The sequence below is a fragment of the Bradyrhizobium sp. Pa8 genome (assembly GCF_052588265.1).
Map to the genome: position 1 here is coordinate 2,903,556 of NZ_CP176767.1, position 22,950 is coordinate 2,926,505.

Here is a 22,950-nt window from a genome sequence, read left to right on the forward strand (position 1 = left end):
AATAACCGGGGAGTTTGTCCATGGTCACGATCCAGGTCCAGAACCTCATCGACTTCGTCGGCGAGGTGTTCGGTCACGCGGACTCCTCGCCGGAGGAGGCGAAGCGGATCGCGACCTATCTCACCACGGCCAATCTCACCGGCCATGACAGCCACGGCGTGATCCGCGTGCCCGTCTATATCCGCTGGCTGAAGACCGGTTTCGTGGTCCCGAACCAGACCGCAGAGGTGGTTGTCGACAAGCCTTCGCTCGCGGTGGTCGACGGCAAGTTCGGCTACGGCCAGACCGTGACGCCGCAGGCGGTCCGGATCGGCATCGAGAAATGCAAGAAGGCGGGCCTTGCCGCTGTTGCGCTGCGCAATGCCGGCCATATCGGCCGCGTCGGTGACTGGGCCGAGATGGCCGCCGCCGAAGGGTTGGTCTCCGTGCATTTCGTCAATGCCGCCGGCTCGCTGCTGGTGGCGCCGTTCGGCGGCGTCGAGAAGCGGCTCTCCACCGCGCCTTATTGCGTCGGCATCCCGCGCGAGGGGCAGGATCCGATTGTGCTGGATTTCGCCACCTCGGTCGTCGCCGAAGGCAAGGTGCTGGTCGCAAGCCGCGGCGGCAAGAAGCTGCCGAAGGGCGCGCTGGTCGATGCCGACGGGACCCTGAGCGAGAACCCGACTGTGCTCTACGGGCCCTTCACGCCGGAAGGGCCGCGCGATCACACCAAGGGGACGGGGGCCATCCGCGCCTTCGGCGATCACAAGGGCTCGGGCCTTGCGTTCATGTGCGAGCTGCTCGGCGGCGCGCTGACCGGAACCGGGGCCACATCGGGCGGGCGACGCTTCGCCAACGGCATGCTGGCGTTCTATGTCGATCCGAAGGTGATCGATACCTCCCATGTGTTCGATGCAGAGGTGTCGCGCTATACCGACTTCATCCGCGCCACCAAGCCGATGGCGGGGGTCGATCAGGTGCTGATCCCGGGCGATCCCGAGCGGAAAACCCGGGCCGAGCGCACCAAGAACGGCATCCCCTTGCCGGATGACACCTGGGCGGCGATAGTGAACACCGCCCGCGAGGTCGGTGTCAGCGAAGTCAGCATCCAGCGGGCGACCGCATAGGTCTTGCGTCATTGCGAGCGTAGCGCGGAGCCCCGGTTCGCGGTAACAGCAGAGCCGTGCTGTCGCGGCGCTCGTCATGGTGACGAAGGTCCAAACAACGGTCCAAGCAACAAAAGAAGGAAGGCAACGTGGCGAACAAGGTCAAGGAAATCTGGAAGTCGGGCAAGGCCGTGGTCAACGCGTGGCTCGCGATTCCCTCCGGCTTCTCGGCCGAGATGATCGCGCAATGCGGCTTCGACAGCGTCACCGTCGACATGCAGCACGGCGTGCAGGACTATCTCTCGATGGTGCAGTGCTTCCAGGCGATGGATAAGCATCCCGTGACCCCGATGGTCCGCGTGCCCTGGAACGAGCCCGGCATCATCGGCAAGGTGCTCGACGGCGGCGCCTATGGCGTGATCTGCCCGATGGTCAACACGGCGCAGGAGGCCAAGAACCTCGTGTCGTATTCCAAGTATCCGCCGCAGGGCGTCCGCTCCAACGGCCCGATCCGCGCCGGCATGTACGGCACCGCGGGCTCCTACCAGAAGACCGCGAATGCCGACACCATCCTGCTGCCGATGATGGAGACCAGGACCGCGGTCGAGAACATGGAAGCGATCCTCGACGTCGAGGGCATCGACGGCGTCTATATCGGCCCGTCCGATCTCGGCTTCTCCTACGGCCTCGAGCCGAAGCTCGATCGCACCGAGCCAGAGATCCTCGCGATCTACGACAAGATCATCAAGGAATGCGCCAAGCGCGGTCTCAACCCGGGCATCCATTGCAGCGGCGCGGAAGGCGCGGCGCGTGCGATCAACATGGGCTTCAAGCTGGTGACGTTGTCCAACGAAGTCGGCCTGATGACGACCTACGCCAAGATGCAGGTCAACGCGACCCGCAAGGATTCGGCTGGGAAGGCCTAAGACACTCGCGAATGGCGAATGGGGAGTAGCGAATAGTGCTGCTCCCCTTTTTCCATTCGCCACTCACCACTCGCTATTCGCCTCCGAAGGAGACCTGCCATGACCATCAGCCCCGTCATTCGCCTCCATCCCGATGATGGCGTGCTGATCGCGCGCGCGAGCCTGCCGCCGGGAACCTTGGTTGCCGACGGCGTGACCACGGTCGAGCGCATTCCCTCCGGCCACAAGGTCGCGATCAAGCCGATCGCATTGGGCGAGCCGGTGATACGCTACGGCCAGATCATCGGCTTTGCGACCACGCCGATCGCGCCGGGCCAGCACGTGCACGTGCAGAATTGCGGCATGGGGGATTTCTCGAAGGACTACGCCTATTGCGCCGACGTCAAGCCGACGCCGAACTTCGACCTGCCCGCGACCTTCGAAGGCATCCGCCGCCCGGACGGTCGCGTCGCCACGCGCAACTATATCGGCATCCTCACCTCAGTGAATTGCAGCGCGCATGTCGCAAGCCTCGTCGCCGACGTCTTCAAGAAGAATCCGTTCACCGGCGACAATCCGCTCGCCGACTTCCCCAATGTCGACGGCGTGGTCGCGCTGACCCACAAGACCGGCTGCGGCATGACGCAGAACGAGCCCTTGGCGCTGCTCCGCCGTACGCTCGGCGGCTATGCGCGTCACGTCAATTTCTCCCACGTGATCGTGCTCGGCCTCGGCTGCGAGGTGAACCAGATCGGCGGGCTGATGGAAGAGCAGAAGCTCGCCGGCCGCCTCCGCGCGATGGACATCCAGGAGGTCGGCGGCACCCGCAAGACGGTCGAAGCGGGTATTGCCTTCGTGCGTGAAGCCCTTTCGGATGCCAACAAGGTGAAGCGCGAGACTGTCGCCGCGAGCGAATTGACCGTTGCCCTGCAATGCGGCGGCTCGGACGGTTATTCCGGCGTATCCGCAAACCCGGCGCTTGGGGCCGCCAGCGATCTCATCGTCCGTCACGGCGGCACCGTGATCCTGTCCGAGACGCCGGAGACCTATGGCGCCGAGCATCTGCTCACGCGCCGCGCCGTCAGCCGCGAGGTCGGCGAGAAGCTGGTCGATCTCATGCGCTGGTGGGACGAATACACCGAGCGCGAAGGCGCCGAGATGAACGCCAATCCCAGCCCCGGCAACAAGGCCGGCGGCCTCACCACCATTTTGGAGAAATCGCTCGGCGCGATGGCGAAGGCCGGCACCACCAACCTCGTCGAGGTGCTGCGCTACGCCGAGCCCATCACCAAGAAAGGTTTCGTCTTCATGGACACGCCCGGCTACGACCCTGTCGCGGCGACCGGGCAGGTGGCGGGTGGCGCCAATCTGGTCTGCTTCACCACCGGCCGCGGCAGCGTGTTCGGCTGCAAGCCGGCGCCCTCGATCAAGCTCGCCACCAACACGCCCATGTACAAGCGCATGGAAGAGGACATGGACGTCAATTGCGGCACCATCCTCGAAGGCGAGGAGAGCGTCCAGGAGTGTGGCCAGCGCATCTTCGAGCTCATCCTGAAGACGGCGTCGGGCCAGCCGACCAAGAGCGAGAGCTTTGATTTCGGCGGCGCCGAGTTTGCGCCCTGGGTGTTAGGGGCGACGATGTAGCGTGACCGTGCAGCCCGTGCCGTAGGCACGGTCTGCCCGTTGTTAGTGCTTGATCGAGGTCACCACCGGTGTTCTGCTCAAAAAAGCTGCTGGAGCACCGCACCCCGTGTCGATCTACGTCGCATTACACCACGTCACGCACTACAAATACGACCGCCCGATCGATCTTGGCCCGCAGACCATCCGGCTGCGGCCGGCGCCGCATACGCGCACGCCGGTCCTGAGCTATTCGCTCAAGGTCACTCCGGCCAATCATTTCGTGAACTGGCAGCAGGATCCGCAAGGCAACTGGCTGGCGCGCTACGTGTTTCCGGAGAAGACGACCGAGCTGAAATTCGAGGTCGACTTCACGGCGCAGATGACCGTGGTCAACCCGTTCGACTTCTTCGTCGAGCCCTACGCCGACAGCTTTCCGTTCGAGTACTCGAAGGATTTGAAGACCGAGCTCGCGCCGTATCTCGAGACCATCAAGCCCGATCGCCTGTTCGCAAAATTTCTCGACACGATCCCGCCTGAAGCCCCGAACACCGTCAACTTCCTGGTCGATCTCAATCGCGAGCTTCAGAAGCACGTCCGTTACATCATCCGTATGGAGCCCGGCGTGCAGACGCCTGAGGAGACGCTCTCCTCCGGCGCCGGATCGTGCCGCGACTCCGCCTGGCTCCTGATCCAGACCTTCCGTCATCTCGGTCTCGCGGCCCGTTTCGTCTCCGGCTATCTCATCCAGATCCGTCCCGACATCGATCCGATCGAGGGACCGCCGGAGGTGGAGAGCGATTTCACCGATCTGCATGCCTGGGCCGAGGTCTATCTGCCGGGTGCGGGCTGGATCGGATTTGACGCGACGTCCGGCATGCTGGCGGGCGAGGGACATATCCCGGTTGCGGCCACGCCGCATTATCGTTCGGCCGCGCCGATCTCCGGCGGTGCCGGATTTGCCGAAGTCGAGTTCGAGTTCGACATGAGTGTGAAGCGCATCCGCGAGGCGCCGCGCATCACAAAACCGTTCTCCGACGAATCCTGGACGCGGCTCAACGATCTCGGCGAGCAGGTCGATGGCGATCTCGCCGCGCAGGATGTCCGACTCACCATGGGCGGCGAGCCGACCTTCGTCTCGGTCGACGATCTCGAAGCGGCCGAATGGAACTCCGAGGCCGTCGGCCCGACCAAGCGCGCGCTCGCTGACGATCTGATCCGCCGCTTGCACAAGCGCTTCGGGCCGGGTGGCCTGCTGCATTTCGGCGAGGGCAAATGGTATCCCGGCGAAAGCCTGCCGCGCTGGGCCTTCGGCTTGTACTGGCGCAAGGACGGCGTGCCGATCTGGAAGAATGCCGATCTGATCGCCAAGATCGAGAATCCACGGCGCGCCGAGGTCAAGGACGCCCAGGCATTCGTGGAGGGCGCGGCGGCGCGGCTCGGACTCGATCCCGGCTACATCATCCCGGCCTATGAGGACACTGCCTACTGGCTCCAGAAGGAAGCCGAGCTTCCCGTCAACGTCGATCCGTCCGACTCCAAATTATCCGATCCGGAGGCGCGCGCGCGCATGGCGCGCGTGTTCGACGAGGGCCTCAACACGCCGCGCGGTTTCGTTCTGCCGGTGCAGCGCTGGAACGCGCCGCCGCGCTGGCGCAGCGAGCGCTGGCAACTCCGGCGCAATCATCTGTTCCTGATGCCGGGCGATTCACCGCTGGGTTTGCGCCTGCCGATCGGCTCGCTCGGCTACATCCCGCCCAACCAATATCCCTACATCGTCGAACAGGACCCGATGGAGGCCCGCGGCAAGCTGCCGGTGTTCAGCCTTCCGGCGCGTCCGGAATCGCCGCCGCCGCAGGTCGAGCCCGAGCATCTCAACACCTCCGTCCCCGTCCGCACCGCGATGTCGGTCGAAGTCCGCAACGGCGTGCTCTGCGCCTTCATGCCGCCGGTCGAGCGGATCGAGGATTATCTCGAAATGATCGCGGCCCTCGAAGCGACGGCCGAGGAGATGCAGATTCAGGTTCATGTCGAAGGCTATCCACCGCCGTTTGATCCGCGCATCGAGGTGATCAAGGTGACGCCCGACCCTGGTGTCATCGAGGTCAACATTCAGCCGGCGAAGAGCTGGCGCGAGGCGGTCGACATTACCGTCGGGCTCTATGAGGACGCCGGCAAGACACGCCTCGGCGCCAACCGCTTCCTGGTCGACGGCCGCCATACCGGCACCGGTGGCGGCAATCACGTCGTGGTCGGCGGCTCCAGTCCGCAGGACTCGCCGTTCCTGCGACGTCCCGATCTGTTGAAGAGCCTCGTGCTGTACTGGCAGCGGCATCCGTCGCTGTCCTATTTCTTCTCGGGGCTGTTCATCGGCCCGACCAGCCAGGCGCCGCGCATCGACGAAGCGCGGCACGACAGCATCTACGAGCTCGAGATCGCGCTCTCGCATGTGCCGCCGCCGGGCTACCAGACGCCGCTGTGGCTGGTGGACCGGCTGTTCCGGCATCTGCTCGTCGACATCACCGGCAACACCCACCGCGCCGAGATCTGCATCGACAAGCTCTATTCGCCCGATGGCACCACGGGCCGGCTCGGCCTCGTCGAATTCCGCGCGCTCGAAATGCCGCCCGACCCGCGCATGTCGCTGGCGCAGCAGCTCCTGATCCGCGCGCTGATCGCAAAATTCTGGCGCGAGCCGCAGACCGGCAAATTCGTGCGCTGGGGCACCGCGCTGCATGATCGCTTCATGCTGCCTCACTTCATCTGGCAGGATTTTCTTGACGTGCTTTCTGAGTTGAAGCAGTCCGGCTATCCCTTTGAGCCGGAATGGTATCTGGCCCAGCTCGAATTCCGCTTCCCCGCTTTCGGCCGTATCCATCATGGCGGCGTGACGCTGGAGCTGCGGCAGGCGCTGGAGCCCTGGCACGTGCTCGGCGAGGAGGGCTCGGCCGGCGGCACGGTGCGTTATGTCGACAGTTCGGTCGAACGGCTTCAGGTGAAGGCTGAGGGGTTTGTCGAGGGCCGCCACGTCGTGACCTGCAACGGCCGCCGCCTGCCGATGACCTCGACCGGGCGCTCGGGGGAGGCCGTGGCCGGCGTCCGCTTCAAGGCCTGGCAGCCTGCCTCCGGCCTGCACCCGACCATCCCGGTTCACGCGCCCCTGACCTTCGACCTGATCGACACCTGGAACGGGCGCTCGCTGGGCGGCTGCGTCTATCACGTCGCCCATCCCGGCGGCCGCAGCTACGACACCAAGCCCGTCAACACCTACGAGGCCGAGGCGCGGCGGCTGGCGCGCTTCCAGGACCACGGCCATACGCCGGGTCCGATGCAGCCCCCGCCCGAGGAACGCACAAATGAGTTTCCGCTGACCCTCGACTTGCGGACCCCGCTCCTGCAATGAGAATGATGGTGGGGCAGGGAGAGGCGCATGGGCGAGGGCGCAGCCGAACAAGACGACAAGGCGGGTAAGGCGCCAGGACAGCGTGACGGTCAGCGCGAAGGCCAGCGCCGCCTCGCGCAATGGGTCCGCGACTATAGCCGCCTGCCCGGCATCCCCGACGAGTTCCTGGGGCCCGATGGCGCGCCCCGCGCGGTCTGGAGCCGCTTCTTCGACGCCTTCGGCGCGCTCGCGCCGGACGAGATCGAACGGCGGTTCGGCATGGCCGACCGCCATTTGCGCGAGGCCGGCGTCACCTACCGTGCGCCCGGCGACAGCGCCGACCGGCCGTGGTCGATCAGCCATCTGCCGCTGCTGATCGACGAGGCCGACTGGAAGCAGCTGTCCGCCGGCATCACCCAGCGCGCCGAGCTGCTCGAGCTCGTGCTGCGCGACATCTATGGCGAGGGGCGGCTGGTCGCGGAAGGCGCGCTGCCGGCGGCCGCGATCGCCGGCAGCCCCGAATATCTCCGCCCCGTCTGCGGCGTGCCGCCGCCGGGCGGGCGCTATCTCTCGCTCTATGCCGCCGATGTCGGCCGCGGGCCCGACGGGCGCTGGTGGGTGCTGGGCGACCGCACGCAGGCCCCATCAGGGGCGGGCTATGCGCTGGAGAACCGCCTGGTGCTCTCGCGCGCCTTCTCCGACCTCTACAAGTCGATGAACGTGCCGCGCGTCGCGCCGTTCTTCGAGGCGTTTCGCGACAGCCTGCGCGCGCGCGCCGATCGCGACGAGCCGCGCATCGGCGTGCTCACGCCGGGCAGCTTCAGCGAGACCTATTTCGAGCACGCGACGCTGGCGCGCTATCTCGGCTTCCTGCTGGTCGAGGGCGACGATCTCGCCGTCAGCGACAATCGCATCCACATCCGCACCGTTGCGGGGTTGAAGCGGCTCGACGTGCTGCTCCGCCGCGTCGATTCAAATTCGCTCGATCCGCTCGAGCTCGATGCGTCCTCGCATCTCGGCGTGCCCGGCCTGATCGACGTGCTGCGCAAGGACGGCGTCGTCGTCGCCAACATGCCGGGCTCGGGCGTGCTGGAGGCGCGCGCGCTGCTCGGATTCCTGCCGGCCCTGAGCCGCCGCCTGCTCGGCGAAGAGCTCAAGATGCCGCATATCGCGACCTGGTGGTGCGGCCAGCGCATCGCGCGCGACGAGGTGCTGTCACGGCTCGACGAGGTCGCGATCGAGGGCGCCTATCGGCGTGGCGTTCCCGGCTTCGACAGCAATGGCCCGGTGCTCGCGAGCGAGCTCGACGCATCCGGGCGCCAGCGTCTCGTTGACGCCATCAGCGCGCGCGGCATGGACTATGTCGGTCAGGAGGTGGTGCGGCTCTCGACCATGCCGGTGTGGGAGCAGGGCCAGCTCACGCCGCGTCCCTTCGTGTTGCGCGTGTTCGCGGCCGCGACGCCCGACGGCTGGGCCATCATGCCCGGCGGCTTCTGCCGGATCGCCGAGCAGGCGGACGCGCGCGCGGTGTCGATGGGCGACGGCGCGCGCGCCGCCGACGTCTGGGTGGTCTCGGACAAGAAGGTCTCGATCGCCACGCTGCTGCCCGCGACCGACAAGGTGCGGATCCGTCGCATCGCCGGCGTGCTGCCGAGCCGCGCCGCGGACAATCTGTTCTGGCTCGGCCGCTATCTCGAACGCGCCGAGGCAACGCTGCGGCTGGTGCGCGCGCTGGGTTCGCCGAGCGGGCCCAACAAGGGCACCGCGGCCTCGCTGCAATCGGCCGACCGCATCCAGCGCCTGCTGGTGGCGTGGGGCGCGATCTCGCAGTCCTCGCGCACTGCGCCGGGGCGTATCGTCGCCGAAGCGCTGCAGAGCCCGGAGCGTTTCGGCTCGGCGCTGTCGCTGGTGCGCGCGGCGCAGCGCACGGCGACATCCTTGCGCGAGCGGCTGTCGCCCGACGCCTGGCAGGTCATCACCGAGATGGTCGATCGCCTCGCCTACGAGGTCGAGGACGACGACGATGTGCTGAGCGCGGCCGAGCTGACCTTGCAGGAGCTTGCGAGCTTTGCAGGACTGGCGCAGGAGAACATGAACCGCGCCGCCGGCTGGCGCTTCCTCGATATCGGCCGCCGCACCGAGCGCGCCATCAACACCACGCGCTTCGCGCGCCAGTTCGCCTATGACGAGGCCTGCGACGAGGATCTCGATATCCTGCTGACGCTGGTGGATTCCCAGATCACCTACCGCTCGCGTTACCTGCTGGCGCCGATCCTCGCGCCAGTGCGCGACCTCGCGGTGCTCGACAGCTACAATCCGCGCTCGGTCGCGTTCCAGGTGACGACGCTGAACGAGCACATCGCTTCGCTGCCGAGCCTGAAGGAGCACGGCCTGATCGAACAGCCGCAGCGGCTCGCGGTGGCGGTGCAGTCCATGCTGGCCATCGCGGAAGCCGAGAAGCTCGAGGTCAAGACCCTGTTCTCGCTGGAGCAGGACCTGCTCAGCCTCGCCGAGGCGATCGGGCTGCACTACTTCCCGCACGGCCCCAATGCCAGCCGGCCGGAAAAGCTGACGGGGCTGGCGTGATCTACGACATCCGTCACGTCACGACTTACGAATACGAGAGTCCGGTCAGCTTCGCCCGCTGCACGCTGCGGCTTGAGCCGAAGAGCGGCAATGGTCAGGAACTGATCTCGCACAGGGTCGAGATCCGGCCGCGCCCGTCCGAGCGCCACGTCCGCCGCGACTTCTTCGGCACGCTCACCGAGAGCGTGGTGATCGAAACCGCGCACCGAAACTTGCGCATCGACTCGCGCTCGCGCGTGTCCGTCTCGCGAAAGCCGCCCGCGCGCGATGCCGGCAGCCCGCCATGGGAGAGCATCCGCGACATCGCGTTTGAAGCAACGAGCCTCGGGCCGTCCTCGCCGGTCGGTTACGTCTTTGCGAGCCCGTTGGTGCCGGTACTGCACCCCGTCAGCGCCTATGCGGCCACGAGCTTTGCGCCCGGCGCAGGGATCCTGGCCGGCGCGACCGATCTCATGCATCGCATCCGCACCGAATTCCGCTACGATCCGAAGGCGACGGTGATCTCGACGCCGCTTGGCGAGGTCTTCGACAAGCGCCACGGCGTTTGCCAGGACTTTGCCCATGTGATGATCGCAGGGCTGCGCGGGCTCGGCCTCCCGGCAGCCTATGTCAGCGGCTATCTCCGTACCATTCCGCCGCCGGGCCAGCCGCGTTTGCAGGGCGCCGATGCCACCCATGCCTGGGTGTCGTTGTGGTGCGGGGCCGAGCTTGGCTGGGTCGATTTCGATCCGACCAACGATTTGCTGGTCGCCAACGATCACATCGTGCTCGCGGTCGGCCGCGACTTTTCCGACGTCTCGCCGGTCGACGGCATCATCGTCGGTTCGCCGAAGCAGAAGCTCGGCGTCGCCGTGGACGTGCTGCTGGTGGAATAAAAGCGTCTTGACGAGCCCGGCCAGGCTGTGTCGCGCCCCGACCGCAACCGTGATGTCGCAGGGCACAACAGCAACATATTTCCGTAAATTCGTCCCGGCGTTTGGTCAGTTGGGCCAAGATGGGCTATGCTGGCCGTTGCGTCGAGGACACGAATGAGACGTCGGGAGCTGGCGTGGGACACCACCGACAAGCGGGGCTGCATCCATGATGACGTTACCGAGACTGGCGGCTGAATCCCTGGAGAAGTTGCTGGGCTCGTTCATGCGTCGCAGGTATGACGATTCCTATGCCAGGGTGGTGGAGGCCTCGACGCGCACCGCGATGGAATGCATCGGCAACAGCGATGCGCTCTATCACAATATAGAGCATACGATGCTGGTGACGCTGGCGGCCCAGGCGATCATGCTTGGCCGCAATCTGCACACGCACCTTGATGCCGAGGACTACATTCATATCCTGATCGCCTGCCTTGCGCACGACATCGGCTATGTTCGCGGGCTGTTTCCGGAGGACGACGAAGACGGTTTCGTGGTCGACGAGGCCGGCACCAAGGTGTCGCTGCCGCGCGGCGCGTCGGATGCCAGTCTGATGATGTATCACGTTGATCGTTCGATGCTTTTCGTGCGGCGGCGGCTGCCACCGATCCGCGGTATCGACAGTGAGCGCGTCGCCCGCGCCATCGAGGGCACCCGTTTCCCGGCCCGTGAAGGCCAGGAGTATGACGACGAGGCCTCGATCCTGCGCGCCGCGGACTTCATCGGCCAACTCGGCGATCCCAACTATCTGCGCAAGGCCAACGCGCTCTACTACGAGTTCGAAGAGGTCGGCATGAACCGCCAGCTCGGCTACGACTCGCCCGCCGACATCGTGAACCGCTATCCACAATTCTACTGGAACAGCGTCGCACCGCACATCCAGACCGAGATCGGCTATCTCAACAAGACCGAGATCGGCCGGCAGTGGATCGCCAATCTCTACAGCAACGTGTTCCGCGCCGAGCGCGAGATCTCGCTGTCAGGCCCGCAGAAATAGGGACTCTTGCAGCTCGCATGGAGCGCGTCCGCGTCGCCCGGATCTCGCTATGCTCCATCCGGACTACGAGATCGCGCAAATCCGTGAGCAAGTCATGCAACAAAAAACCATCGCCACGGATATCCTCGACATCGCCTATCTCGAATACGGCGCGCCGGATGGCTGGCCCTGCATCATGGGCCACGGCTTTCCCTATGATGTGAACGCCTATGCCGAGACCGCGCCTCTGATCGCGGAAGCGGGCGCGCGGGTGCTTGTGCCGTGGCTGCGCGGCTACGGGCCGACGCGGTTTCGTTCAGCGTCGACATTGCGCTCCGGCGAGCAGGCGGCACTCGGCGCCGATCTGCTGGCCTTCATGGACGCCCTCAAAATCGAGCGTGCGATCGTCGGCGGTTACGATTGGGGCGGGCGGGCGGCCTGCGTGGTCTCGGTGCTGCATCCCGAGCGCGTGATCGGGCTGATCTCCGGCAATTCCTACAACATCCAGAACATCGCGCGCGCGATGGAGCCGGCTTCGCCACCGGAGGAAGCGGCGCTCTGGTATCAATATCTCTTCCACAACGAGCGCGGCCGTCGCGCGCTGGAGCGCAACCGGCGCGGCTTTGCGCGCCAGCTCTGGGCGATGTGGTCGCCGAAATGGGGCTTCGACGACGCGACGTTCGAGACAAGTGCGGTGTCGTTCGACAATCCTGATTTCGTCGATGTCGTGATCCATTCCTACCGTCATCGCTATGGGCTGGTCGAAGGCGATCCCGCCTATGCCGCGATCGAGGCGAAGCTCGCCGCGCAGCCGCCGATCCGTGTCCCGACGATCGCGGTCGACGGCGATAGCGACGGCGTCAATCCCGGCACCGCCCATCATGCGCCCAGGTTCGAAGGGTTTTTCGAGCGGCGTGTGTTCGCCGGGGCCGGCCATAACCTGCCGCAGGAGCGGCCTGCCGAATGGGCGCAAGCCGTGCTCGACGTTCGCAAGGCGGCCGGGTAACGCCGATTTTCGCCGTCGCGGGGAACTTTTCGCTGACAGCGCCGTCCAAATCCTGAGCGAGAGCTGTGAGGGAGATGACCATGGGCGAGGAAAGCAAGCCGAGCGGACCCGACCTGACCCAAGGCGTGTCGTTCACCGCGTTCAAGGACGGCAAGCTGCTCGGCCATGTCGGCGAGGAAGACGTCTTGCTGGTGCAAGCCGGCAGCGAGGTCTTCGCGATCGAGCCGTCCTGCAGCCACTATCACGGCCCACTCGCCGAAGGGCTGGTCGTCGGCGACACGATCCGCTGCCCCTGGCATCACGCCTGCTTCTCCTTGCGCACCGGCGAGGCCACCCGGCCGCCGGCGCTGAATGCGCTGGCGGTCTGGGAGGTCACGCGCGACCAGGATAGGATCTCGGTTCAGCGCAAGCGCGAGATGCCGCAGCCTGCAGCGTCACATCGCAGCGCGCCGACGCCGGAAAAATTCGTCATCGTCGGCGGCGGTGCGGCCGGCTTTGCGGCCGCCGAGACGCTGCGGCGCGAGGGCTTTGCCGGCGCCGTCACCATGCTCAGCGATGACGGCGCGATGCCGGTCGACCGGCCGAACCTCTCCAAGGATTACCTCGCCGGCAGTGCACCCGAGGATTGGCTGCCGCTGCGGGGCGAGGACTATTATCAGGACGCGGGCATCGATCTCAGGCTCAACGCGAGTGTTGCAGCGATCGATCCGAAGGCGCGCATCATCGCGCTCGGCAATGGCGACAAGCTGCCGTTCGACCGGCTGCTGCTCGCGACCGGTGCCGAGCCGGTCAAATTGCAGATTCCGGGCGCGGACCAGCCCCATGTGCACACCTTGCGGACCGTCGCCGACAGCCGCGCCATTATCAAGGCGGCCGGCAGCGCGAAGCGCGCGCTGGTGATCGGCGCCAGCTTCATTGGCCTCGAAGTCGCGGCCTCCTTGCGGGCGCGCAAGCTGGGGGTGCATGTGGTTGCCCCCGAGGAGAGGCCGATGCAGCTTGTGCTCGGCCCCGAGATGGGCGATTTCGTCCGCGCGCTGCATGAAGAGAACGGCGTCCACTTTCACCTCGAGGACACCGTGGAAAAGCTCGACGGCAAACGCGCCACGCTGAAGAGCGGCAGCGTGATCGAGGCCGATCTGGTCGTGGTCGGGATCGGCGTCAAGCCGCGCCTTGCGCTCGCCGAGCAGGCGGGGCTCGCCATCGATCGCGGCGTCAGCGTTAACGAGTATCTCGAGACCAGCGCATCAGGCATCTTCGCGGCCGGCGACATCGCGCGCTGGCCCGATCCGCATTCGGGCCAGAACATTCGCGTCGAGCACTGGGTGGTGGCGGAGCGGCAGGGCCAGGCCGCGGCGCGCAACATGCTCGGCAAGCGCGAACGTTTCGACGCCGTGCCGTTCTTCTGGTCGCAGCACTACGACGTTCCGATCAACTATGTCGGCCATGCCGAGAGCTTTGACGACGTCGCGATCGACGGCAGCATCGACAGCAGGGACTGCCTGCTGAAGTACCGTAAGGGCGGGCGCGTGCTGGCGGTTGCTTCGATCTATCGCGATCTCGATAGTCTCAAGGCCGAGCTCGACATGGAGCGCTCGCGCGCGTGAGGCGCCCCGTTCGCCCTTGACTTAAGTCAATGGGGGCTCCCGCGGGGGCTGCTCTACTGGCTGTTGTCCCGGCGCGGCTCGTGCTATCCTGAGATGTGCCTTGGGACTTCGCATGCAGGAGTAGCCGTCATGACAAGTGCTTCGGATACGTCTCCAAACTTGGGTCTAGGGTCCGGCATTGCTGCGCTGCACGCCAAGTGGGGCTGGATCGTCGCCCTCGGCGTCGTCTATCTCATCACCGGCTTCATCGCGCTCGGCAGCATGATGATGGCGACGGTGGCGAGCGTGCTCGTGGTTGGTGTGATGATGATCATCGCCGGGGTCACCGAGGTGATCGGCGCGTTCCAGATGAAGAGCTGGGGCAAGTTCCTGATCTGGGCCTTGCTCGGCGTGCTCTATATCGTCGCGGGCTTCCTGACCTTCGAGAACCCGTTGTTCGCCGCGGTGCTGCTCACCTTGTTCCTCGGCGCGTCGCTGCTGGCCTCGGGCGCCGTCAGGCTGTTTCTCGCCTTCAGCATGAAAAGGGAAAGCCCGTGGGTGTGGGTGGCGCTGTCTGCGGTCATCACTCTGCTGCTCGGGCTCTTGATCCTGGCGCGCTGGCCGGTCAACAGCGTCTATATCCTCGGCCTGTTCCTCGGCATCGACCTGATCATGGCCGGCGCCGGCTGGGTCAGTCTGGGCTTTAGCCTGCGGCGGCGCCATTAAGGCTTGATCCGGAGAAGGACCGTGGTCGCCCAAGAGCGCGATGACCGTTCATCCAGATTTCATCGTGCGTCGGGCGACGCTGAGGGATTGTCATGCGCTGGTTTCATCTCGCCGTGATCGTGTTTTTCGCCGCAGCGACCATCGTCTTCGCCGTGCAGAATCTCGACACGGTCACGATCTCCTTCTTCAAGATGAATCTCAGCCTGCCGCTCGCGCTCCAAACCCTCGTTGTCTATCTCGTTGGAGCCGCGACCGGCGGCAGCCTGTTCGCCCTGCTGCGGCGTTCATACGCAGGTTCGAAACGACACGTCGAATGAACCAGCAACTCGACGCAAGACCATCTTGCGGAACTCCGCTGAGCTGACGTGCTGGCAAAAAAGCAGCACGCCGCGCGGTCGCATCGCGTGGACGATCATCACCGGGGAGAAACCATGAGAGCCGCTTTGGTCCTGGCCGCAGCGCTGGCTGCCGCCTGCCTGTCCACGCCCGTCTCCGCGCAAAAGTCCTACGGTCCCGGCGTCAGCGACACCGAGATCAAGATCGGCAACACCATGCCCTATAGCGGCCCCGCATCGCCGCTGGGCATCACCGGTAGGGTCATTTCGGCCTATTTCGACGAGGTCAACGAGAAGGGCGGCGTCAACGGCCGCAAGCTCAATCTTCTGTCGCTCGACGACGCCTTCTCGCCGCCGAAGACCATGGAAGCGGCGCGCCGGCTGGTCGAGGGCGACGGCGTCGCCTTCATCTTCGCGACCATGGGCACCGCGCCGAGTTCGGCGATCGCAAAATATCTCAACAGCAACAAGGTGCCGCAGCTCTTTTTGATCAGCTCGGCCTCGAAGTGGAACGATCCCGCCAACATGCCGTGGTCGATGGCGCTGCCCTGGGCGCCGAACTACACCAGCGAAGCCGCGATCGACGTCGCCTATGCCCGCGCCAAGAATCCGAACGCGCGCTTCGCGGTGCTCTATCAGAACGACGACGCCGGCAAGGAATATTTTCGCGGCGTCAAGGAAGCGCTTGGTGCCGACGCCGACAAGGCGCTCGCGATGGCCTCGAGCTTCGAGGTCACCGATCCCACCGTCGATTCCCAGGTGCTGACGCTGGCCAACACCAAGGCCGACGTTTTCATGATCTATTCGGTGACGCCGCGCGCCTGCGCGCAGGCGATCCGCAAGGCCCATGAGGTCGGCTGGCAGCCGACGCGCTTCCTCGCCTCCGGCTGCGCCAACAAGGCGACCGTGATGGTGCCGGCAGGTCTCGATGCCGGCAAGGGCGTGCTGTCGCTCGGCTCGCTCAAGCCGTTTGTCGAGCAGCCGAAGGACGACCCGTCGATGACGGCCTATATCGACTTCATGAAGAAGCGCCTGCCCAATGCCGACATCAACAACGTGGCCGGCCTCTACGGCTACACCGTCGCCGAGGCATTGGTTGTCCTGCTCAAGCAGTGCAAGGACAATCTGACGCGCGAGAACATCATGGCGCAGGCGGCGAACCTCAAGAACGTGCCGCTGTCGCTGTTGATGCCCGGCATCACCCTCAACACCACACCGCAGGATTTCCGCCCCATCAAGGACGGCTATATGCTCCAGTTCGACGGCAACGACTGGATCGTGGCGAGCGAGCTCTTGCGCGGGACGTGAGGCTGAGCGAGTGGTCTCTCTCCGCTAGCTCGGAATCGTAGGGTGGGCAAAGGCGCTTTTGCGCCGTGCCCACCACGGGTCCAACACTGGAACAGGCGCGTGGGCACGCTTCGCTTTGCCCACCCTACGATACTGACGCGAAGGTCAGCGAGCGGGAGGATTAGAATGGACTTTCAACACTCCGCCCGTTCGCTGGAGCTGCAGGAGCGCGTTCGCCGGTTCATGCTGACGCATGTCGAGCCGGTCGAGGAGTTCTATTACGAGCAGGTCAAGCCGGAGGCCACGCGCTACAAGACGCCTCAGGTGCTCCAGGACCTGAAGCGACTGGCGCGGGAGCAGGGGCTCTGGAACCTGTTTCTCTCCGGCGAGCACGGCCAAGACCCTAACAACACTGGCCTGACCAATCTCGAATATGCGCCGGTGAAGGAGATCATGGGCCGCATCCTCTGGGCGCCCGAAGTGTTCAACTGCTCGGCCCCTGATGTCGGCAACATGGAAGTGCTGGCGAATTACGGCACGAAGGCACAGCAGGAGCGCTGGCTGAAGCCGCTGCTGGAGGGGCGCATCCGCTCCGGCTTCTCGATGACGGAGCCGCAGGTCGCCTCCAGCGATGCCACCAACATCCAGTGCGAGATCAAGCGCGACGGCGGCGACTACGTCATCAACGGCCGCAAATGGTTCACGTCAGGCGCGATGAACGAGGATTGCGAGATCCTGATCGTGATGGGCAAGACCGCGCCCGACGATCCCGACCGTCATCGCCAGCAATCCATGATCCTTGTGCCCAAGGCGACGCCCGGCGTGCGCATCGTCCGCGACATGCTGACCTACGGCTATGACGACGCGCCGGTCGGCCATCCCGAAATCGTCTACGAGAATGTCCGTGTACCGGCAGAGAACATCCTGCTCGGCGAAGGCCGCGGCTTCGAGATCGCGCAGGGCAGGCTCGGCCCCGGCCGCATCCATCACTGCATGCGGTTGATCGGCTGCGCCCAGCGTGCGCTAGAATTGATGTGCCAGCGCTCCGTGTCGCGGACAGCCTTCGGCAAGCCGCTCGCAGACCAGGGCTCGGTGCGCGAGGACATCGCCAACTCCTTTTGCGAGATCGCGCAGGCGCGGCTGCTCACCTTGCAAGCTGCCGATAAGATGGACCGCGAAGGCAACAAGGCCGCGCGCGACCTGATCGCCGCGGCCAAGATCGTGGTGCCCGGCATGGCCGCCCGCGTCATCGACCGCGCCATCCAGATCCACGGTGCCGCCGGCGTCTCGCAGGACACCTTCCTCGCCCGCGCCTACGTCTATGCCCGCTTCATCCGCATCGGCGACGGCCCCGACCAGGTGCACCTTGCCGCAGTCGGCAAGGAGCTGATCAAGCGCGGCGGAGTGATGGGGTAGCGCCTGCCCCTCTCCGGGGGCGCGTGCATCTTGACGTGGGATGAACGCTCATGACGGCGCGCAGGATGCCGCGCGCAACCCCCGGCGTCTCGCCATTCGACCCGACCTTTAACCATGAAACGGCACTGTTTCAGGTCGTTACGGCATTGTTTCAGAACGTTGTAGCACAATAGTAACGACTCTCGATTGAAAGTGGCGCTGAGTGCGCGCTGCGGCAGGTTCGCGCACGGGTGAGAGAGAATAAACCGCTTCCGTTCGAGGAGAGGGCCTTTGCCGGCGTCGAAAGAGGCGGTCACGCCCCTGGCCATGTCAGGAAGCACGTTTAGCATGAGCTACCGCTGGATCATCGTGTCGGCGATCCTGTTGATGGCCTTGTTCGTTCAAATGCCTGTCGTTCTCAACGCGGATTTGAGCTGCCTGCTGACCGAAGGCGAGAAGGTTCTCGATGGCGGAAAGCTTGGCGTCGACGTCTTCGAGCTGAATCCGCCGCTGTCGGTCTATTTGTACATGCCGGCGTTGCAGCTTGCGCGCATCAGCGGCATTGCCCCCGAGATCTTCGTGATCATCCTGGTGATGATCGAGATCGTTGCCGCGCTCATCATCATCGATCTCGCCGCTGCGGCGGCAAAGCTGGAAGCCGACGAGAGGAGCATTACGGCGTGCGTGCTCGCATTCCTGTTCGCAATTTTTCCCAGCGCCGTATTCGGACAGCGTGAACACATCGCCGTCATTGCGATGACGCCCTTTGTCGCCATCGCTGCGATCCGCTGGCGCGGGCTTGCGCCCGGACCGGTTGCGATCCTGGCGGGACTGGGTGCCGGGTTGGGCATGAGCCTCAAGCCCTACCTTACCCTTGTGGTCGGCCTGCCGATCATCCTCTGCGTCCTCCGTCAACGCTCCATCAGACCCTTGTTCACCCCCGAAGCGTGTGCGGCCGCTGCTGTCGTCATCGGCTACGCAGCGGTGCTCGCCATCTTCTTTCCGGCTTACCTGTTGACCTTTGCCCCGATGGTCACTGCCGCCTATGTGCCATTGAGGATGGATTTCGGCGATCTGCTTTTTTTCCCGGCCGTTATGCTGGTCGCTTCCGTCGGCCTTGTGCGCCTGTTGGCGCCGCAGGACTTCAAATGGGAAGGCGGCGCAACGCCGTGGCTGGCCGCAGCGGTCGGTGGAGCAGCGAGTTTCATTATCCAGGGCAAGGGCTGGACCTACACCGCATTTGCGCTTTGCATGTTTGCGAGTGCCGCGCCATTGCTGCAGGCTCGCACGAAGACGTTGCGCCTGCCTGTCATGATCTGCGCTCTTGCTGCGATTGTGTGCATCGGCTCCCGTTTATCCCTTCAGGTGCGGCCGTTCCCGCCGCTGGAGGGGCGTATCCTGGCCCTTGCAAAGCATCCGCGGCTGATCACGATCGGCGATCATGTCGCTCTCGGGCATCCGCTCGTCCGTCAGATCAATGCGACCTGGGCGGGCAACACGTGTGGGCAGGCGTTAGCGGCCGGCTCGATGCTCCAACAGAAGAGCTCGCAACTGCCTGAGGGGGAGCGAGCGAAACTGGACGGCATCATCAATTTCGAGCGGCGGCTGCTGTTGGCGGACCTGCGAGCCGGCCGTCCGAATGTGATTCTCGTGGATACCTATCTGTTGAGCTCAATGCCGTTCGATTGGCTGGCCTGGGCCAATTCGGATCCCGACCTCAAGGCGGAGTTGAGCCGCTATCGTGAAGTCGCGGATGCCGACGGTCGCGTTCGCATATTGGTCGATCCATCCAGTTCGGAATGATAGTCCCGTCTCGCGATGGCAGTGTTGCCCGGGCAGCGTGACCGAACAAGAGAGGTCCCCGTTTGACAGCGCAGCCGCGTAACGACGAGCAGGGGTACCCGAGTGACCATCCCGGCCAACGTATTGGTGACTTGTGCTACGCTGCAGGGATGAGCGAGAACGACCCTCATCGAAAGCTGCCCTTTCACCAAATCGAAGGTTTCGGTGAAGCTCTTATTGCCGTGCTGACAGGTTTTTTGATCTGGGGATTCTACGGCTTTCCGCACGTCGCCATCGTCGCAATCGGAATAGCCGCTTTCGTTTGCTTTGCCGCCTATTCGTGGTGGCCGACGTCACGTCCCTAAGCGGCCGGTCCAACGCAATTCGGGTGTGCAATGGCGAGACTCATCACGCTTGCTGGTTTGCCGGGGGGCGGCAAGTCGAGCATTGCCCGGGTTCTGGCGCGGCGTACCGGAGCCGTCTGGCTGCGGATCGATTCGATGGATCAGGCGATCTGGGCATCCGGTACTGCACCGGCCGATCTGCTGGACTGGACCTATCGCGCCGCTCAGGCAGTCGCGACCGACAACCTCGCCCTCGGCCTGGACGTGATTGCCGACTGCGTCAATGATTGCGAGGAGGCGCGGGAAGGCTGGGAGATCGCCGCGCGAAAGGCAGGCGCCGAGATCGTCTGGATCGAGGTGGCGTGCAGCGATGCCGACGAGCACCGACGCAGGATTGAGACGAGATCGACCGACATTGCCGGGCTGTCGTTGCCCGGCTGGAATGCGGTCGCCGGCCGAGCCTACGCTCCGTGGGAGCGCGATCATTTTACGGTCGACACAGCACGGCGCAGTCTCGAGGAGTGCGTGGAAGAAGCGCTCGGCCTGCTTTACCATCGGTAGCCGCTTCTGGCGCCTCCTTCCGCAAACACAAGTCTACTGAAGCTGACCCAGCTCATCCATGGCGATGATGAAGCCAACGAATGCAAGCAATCCTAGAAACAACACAATGGAATAGAGAAACTCTCGCGTGAACGTCGCGCGAAACATCATCTCCAGGGAGAAAATTGACGCTCCGGGCCTGAGAGCCTTTCGGTACATTTGCTCCTGCAAGAAGGAGCCGTAAGCCACTGCCGCAAATACGATGGCGGTCACAACAGCGATGATCCTGACTCGTCCCTCTCCTGTGATCCCTATGTAGGCAAAACACGAGAACAGGATGATCAGAACGACAATTTGGGCCTTCCGCATGTTGGGTTTCGCTGGCTCCAGGCCATCCAAATTTGACGATCGACTTTGGTGTGCGCAATTGAAGCCGCGCAAGTAACCCAGACGTCCGGCTTCCATGACGCCTGGCGCCGCCACGATGACATCATGCCAGTGTTTTGCCCGACGAGTCAAAGCGATTTCGTAAAATCAGCAGTCATCCGAGCGCGAAGCCAAGCCATTGATATCGCTGGGCCCGGCTACTGTGCATGGGGTTGTTTTTCAGTTTTTGGTTCTGGCAGGCCTGCCGCCGGCCTCATGGCGCCGGGGTGCGCCCGATCATTTCGCCATCATCATCCCGCTTTGGCGATACGGTTGTCCGCCGCTCCCGAACGCAGGTTCTGGAAGAACTTTTCCACCTCCCGCGACAGCGTGTCCGCCGTCTCCGTCAGGCTGCTCGCCGCCGTCAGCACGGAGGTTGCCGCCGTGTCGGTCTCGCCGATGGCGTCGCGCAGCGAGGTGATGTTGGCGACCAGGGTCTCGTTGCCCTGCGCGGCGCTTTGCGCGTTCGACGAGATCTCGCGCGTGGCGGCGTCCTGCTGGCCGATGGCGCCGGCGATCGCCGAGGTGACATCGTTGATCTCGCGCACGGCGCCGCCGATCTCGCGCACGGCATCGACCGCATTGCGGGTGGACGCCTGGATCATCGAGATGTTCTCGCCGATCTCGGCGGTCGCCTTGGCGGTCTGACCCGCCAGCGCCTTCACTTCGTGCGCGACGACGGCAAAGCCGCGGCCGGCGTCACCGGCGCGCGCGGCTTCGATGGTGGCGTTGAGCGCGAGCAGATTGGTCTGCTCGGCGATGGCCTGGATGAGACTGAGCACGCCGTCGATGCGCTGGGTGGCGGCCGCGAGGCTTTCGATCTCGGAGATCGATTTCTCGGTGCGCTGGCCGGTCTGCTCGACCGCGCCTGCGGACTGCCGGACCTGGCGGCCGATCTCCACCACCGACGCGGACAGCTCCTCGGCAGCGCCTGCCACCGCCGTGACGTTGTGCGAGGCCTGTTCGGTAGCGTTCGCCGCGGTGCCGGCGCGGCTGCTGGCATCCGCCGTGACGCGGGTGATGGTCTGTGCCGTCTCGCGCATGACGGAGGCGTTGTCGCTGAGGCCGCGCATGATCGCGCCGATCGCCTCGCGAAACGCCTCGACGGATTGCTCGATGTGGCGGGCGCGCTGCTCGCGCGCCGCGGAGTCCTGCGAGACCTGCGAGGCGAGATTGCGGTTGCGGCCCATCGCGTCCTGAAAGATCTGGATGGCGCGTGCCAGCGCGCCGATCTCGTCGGCGCGGCCGGAGTGCGGCACCACGACATTCTCGGCGCCGTCCGCGACCTGCTCGATGGTCGCGGTGATGGCGGAGAGGGGACGTGCGATCGAGCGGGCGATGATGACGATGCCGATCACGACGAGGGCCAGCGCCACGCCGCCGAGGCAGGTCAGCACGAAGGAGAGGGTGCGATTGGTCTCGGTCTCGTGCGCGATTTGCCTGGCGCGCTCGGCATAGACCTTGGACAGCGCCTCGAGATCCTTGTTCAGCGCCGAGCGCACGGCGCGATTGGCGTCGTTGTCGCCCCATTCGCGGCCCGCGGCCGCATTGATCTCGACGCCGCGGCGCACCAGCTCCTTGCGGAACTCGACGAACTGCTCGATGCGCTTCTTGAACGTGGCGAACTGCTCGGCATCGTCGGCTTTGACGATGGTCTCCCAGCGCTTCACGACGTCGAGGATCTGGGCGTTGAACTTGAGCAGGCCTTCGCCGTATTTCTTCACGACGGCCGGCTCGGTCGACATGTAGACGCCGCGCGATTCCATCACGACCGCGTAGACCAGCGAGTTGACCCGCTCGACATTGAGTGCTGCGGCATTCGCCGTCTCGATCGCGCTCGTCAACTCGGCGCTGCGGCGGCTGTTGTAGTCGGACAGCATGGCGATCGCCGCCGTGAGCAGCGCGAACAGCGCGAAGATCGCATAGAGCTTGGTCGCAAGCGTGAAACGGCCTGCCAGCCCCGTGGCATTCCCAGAACGGTCGGTTGTCATGCTTTTCAGAGGCCCCAATGGCCGGCAGTGGCCGGAGAGCGCGGTCGTATAAAATTGATGCAAAACTATG

At 64.9% G+C, this 22,950-nt stretch carries 18 protein-coding genes; 16 read left to right on the plus strand and 2 right to left on the minus strand.

What is annotated here, in order from left to right; genetic code table 11:
• Window positions 1–20: 20 nt before the first annotated feature.
• The 16 genes from ACKWRH_RS13175 (at window position 21) to ACKWRH_RS13250 (ending at window position 20,484) form a co-directional block, all read left to right on the plus strand.
• Entirely contained in the window at window positions 21–1,106 is a 1,086-nt protein-coding gene (locus tag ACKWRH_RS13175; RefSeq protein WP_445220890.1) for a malate/lactate/ureidoglycolate dehydrogenase, read from the plus strand.
• A 128-nt stretch (window positions 1,107–1,234) separates the two neighbouring features.
• On the plus strand, window positions 1,235–2,011 hold the full coding sequence (locus ACKWRH_RS13180) for an HpcH/HpaI aldolase family protein (protein WP_028157190.1): 777 nt from the start codon (window positions 1,235–1,237) through the stop codon (window positions 2,009–2,011).
• Window positions 2,012–2,110: 99 nt separating this feature from the next.
• Window positions 2,111–3,634: a UxaA family hydrolase gene (locus ACKWRH_RS13185; protein ID WP_445220891.1), complete on the plus strand. Its 1,524-nt coding sequence runs from the start codon at window positions 2,111–2,113 to the stop codon at window positions 3,632–3,634.
• A 106-nt stretch (window positions 3,635–3,740) separates the two neighbouring features.
• A complete protein-coding gene (locus ACKWRH_RS13190; protein WP_445220892.1) occupies window positions 3,741–7,013 on the plus strand; it encodes a transglutaminase family protein in 3,273 nt (1,090 codons plus the stop codon).
• A 27-nt stretch (window positions 7,014–7,040) separates the two neighbouring features.
• On the plus strand, window positions 7,041–9,578 hold the full coding sequence (locus tag ACKWRH_RS13195; protein ID WP_445220893.1) for a circularly permuted type 2 ATP-grasp protein: 2,538 nt from the start codon (window positions 7,041–7,043) through the stop codon (window positions 9,576–9,578).
• Entirely contained in the window at window positions 9,575–10,453 is an 879-nt protein-coding gene (locus tag ACKWRH_RS13200) for a transglutaminase family protein (RefSeq protein WP_445220894.1), read from the plus strand. The genes ACKWRH_RS13195 and ACKWRH_RS13200 overlap by 4 nt, the downstream gene beginning before the upstream one ends.
• 205 nt (window positions 10,454–10,658) lie before the next feature.
• Window positions 10,659–11,486 (plus strand): HD domain-containing protein, encoded by an 828-nt coding sequence (locus tag ACKWRH_RS13205; RefSeq protein ID WP_014496839.1) that lies wholly within the window; start codon window positions 10,659–10,661, stop codon window positions 11,484–11,486.
• A 94-nt stretch (window positions 11,487–11,580) separates the two neighbouring features.
• A complete protein-coding gene (locus ACKWRH_RS13210; protein ID WP_445220895.1) occupies window positions 11,581–12,471 on the plus strand; it encodes an alpha/beta fold hydrolase in 891 nt (296 codons plus the stop codon).
• A gap of 80 nt (window positions 12,472–12,551) precedes the next feature.
• A complete protein-coding gene (locus ACKWRH_RS13215) occupies window positions 12,552–14,075 on the plus strand; it encodes an FAD-dependent oxidoreductase (RefSeq protein WP_445220896.1) in 1,524 nt (507 codons plus the stop codon).
• Between the two features lie 129 nt (window positions 14,076–14,204).
• Window positions 14,205–14,780, plus strand: a complete 576-nt coding sequence (locus ACKWRH_RS13220; protein WP_014496836.1) for an HdeD family acid-resistance protein — start codon at window positions 14,205–14,207, stop codon at window positions 14,778–14,780.
• A gap of 92 nt (window positions 14,781–14,872) precedes the next feature.
• Entirely contained in the window at window positions 14,873–15,097 is a 225-nt protein-coding gene (locus ACKWRH_RS13225; protein ID WP_445220897.1) for a hypothetical protein, read from the plus strand.
• Window positions 15,098–15,211: 114 nt separating this feature from the next.
• Window positions 15,212–16,423, plus strand: coding sequence for an ABC transporter substrate-binding protein (locus tag ACKWRH_RS13230; RefSeq protein WP_041955751.1), 1,212 nt, complete (start codon window positions 15,212–15,214; stop codon window positions 16,421–16,423).
• A 165-nt stretch (window positions 16,424–16,588) separates the two neighbouring features.
• Window positions 16,589–17,818 (plus strand): acyl-CoA dehydrogenase family protein, encoded by a 1,230-nt coding sequence (locus ACKWRH_RS13235; RefSeq protein ID WP_445220898.1) that lies wholly within the window; start codon window positions 16,589–16,591, stop codon window positions 17,816–17,818.
• A gap of 327 nt (window positions 17,819–18,145) precedes the next feature.
• On the plus strand, window positions 18,146–19,600 hold the full coding sequence (locus ACKWRH_RS13240; protein WP_445220899.1) for a hypothetical protein: 1,455 nt from the start codon (window positions 18,146–18,148) through the stop codon (window positions 19,598–19,600).
• A 149-nt stretch (window positions 19,601–19,749) separates the two neighbouring features.
• On the plus strand, window positions 19,750–19,944 hold the full coding sequence (locus ACKWRH_RS13245) for a hypothetical protein (RefSeq protein WP_445220900.1): 195 nt from the start codon (window positions 19,750–19,752) through the stop codon (window positions 19,942–19,944).
• A 30-nt stretch (window positions 19,945–19,974) separates the two neighbouring features.
• Window positions 19,975–20,484: an AAA family ATPase gene (locus ACKWRH_RS13250; protein ID WP_445220901.1), complete on the plus strand. Its 510-nt coding sequence runs from the start codon at window positions 19,975–19,977 to the stop codon at window positions 20,482–20,484.
• A gap of 33 nt (window positions 20,485–20,517) precedes the next feature.
• Here ACKWRH_RS13250 and ACKWRH_RS13255 read toward each other — a convergent pair whose 3' ends face one another.
• Together ACKWRH_RS13255 and ACKWRH_RS13260 are read right to left on the minus strand one after the other, a co-directional pair.
• The gene (locus ACKWRH_RS13255) at window positions 20,518–20,982 is read right to left on the minus strand and encodes a hypothetical protein (RefSeq protein ID WP_445220902.1); all 465 of its coding nucleotides are present in this window, start codon (window positions 20,980–20,982) and stop codon (window positions 20,518–20,520) included.
• Window positions 20,983–21,140: 158 nt separating this feature from the next.
• Window positions 21,141–22,880 carry a methyl-accepting chemotaxis protein gene (locus ACKWRH_RS13260; protein ID WP_445220903.1) on the minus strand — a complete coding sequence of 580 codons (1,740 nt, stop codon included), beginning with the start codon at window positions 22,878–22,880 and terminating at the stop codon, window positions 21,141–21,143.
• Window positions 22,881–22,950: the final 70 nt, after the last annotated feature.

What these genes read in the sequence shown, in the direction of transcription:
- ACKWRH_RS13215 (WP_445220896.1), top strand. Translation starts at nt 12,552, where the DNA reads ATGGGCGAGGAAAGCAAGCCGAGCGGACCCGACCTGACCCAAGGCGTG.
- ACKWRH_RS13240 (WP_445220899.1), top strand. Translation starts at nt 18,146, where the DNA reads ATGAGCTACCGCTGGATCATCGTGTCGGCGATCCTGTTGATGGCCTTG.
- ACKWRH_RS13235 (WP_445220898.1), top strand. Translation starts at nt 16,589, where the DNA reads ATGGACTTTCAACACTCCGCCCGTTCGCTGGAGCTGCAGGAGCGCGTT.
- ACKWRH_RS13185 (WP_445220891.1), top strand. Translation starts at nt 2,111, where the DNA reads ATGACCATCAGCCCCGTCATTCGCCTCCATCCCGATGATGGCGTGCTG.
- ACKWRH_RS13245 (WP_445220900.1), top strand. Translation starts at nt 19,750, where the DNA reads ATGAGCGAGAACGACCCTCATCGAAAGCTGCCCTTTCACCAAATCGAA.
- ACKWRH_RS13175 (WP_445220890.1), top strand. Translation starts at nt 21, where the DNA reads ATGGTCACGATCCAGGTCCAGAACCTCATCGACTTCGTCGGCGAGGTG.
- ACKWRH_RS13225 (WP_445220897.1), top strand. Translation starts at nt 14,873, where the DNA reads ATGCGCTGGTTTCATCTCGCCGTGATCGTGTTTTTCGCCGCAGCGACC.
- ACKWRH_RS13250 (WP_445220901.1), top strand. Translation starts at nt 19,975, where the DNA reads ATGGCGAGACTCATCACGCTTGCTGGTTTGCCGGGGGGCGGCAAGTCG.
- ACKWRH_RS13210 (WP_445220895.1), top strand. Translation starts at nt 11,581, where the DNA reads ATGCAACAAAAAACCATCGCCACGGATATCCTCGACATCGCCTATCTC.
- ACKWRH_RS13230 (WP_041955751.1), top strand. Translation starts at nt 15,212, where the DNA reads ATGAGAGCCGCTTTGGTCCTGGCCGCAGCGCTGGCTGCCGCCTGCCTG.
- ACKWRH_RS13220 (WP_014496836.1), top strand. Translation starts at nt 14,205, where the DNA reads ATGACAAGTGCTTCGGATACGTCTCCAAACTTGGGTCTAGGGTCCGGC.
- ACKWRH_RS13195 (WP_445220893.1), top strand. Translation starts at nt 7,041, where the DNA reads ATGGGCGAGGGCGCAGCCGAACAAGACGACAAGGCGGGTAAGGCGCCA.
- ACKWRH_RS13205 (WP_014496839.1), top strand. Translation starts at nt 10,659, where the DNA reads ATGATGACGTTACCGAGACTGGCGGCTGAATCCCTGGAGAAGTTGCTG.
- ACKWRH_RS13260 (WP_445220903.1), bottom strand. Translation starts at nt 22,880, where the DNA reads ATGACAACCGACCGTTCTGGGAATGCCACGGGGCTGGCAGGCCGTTTC.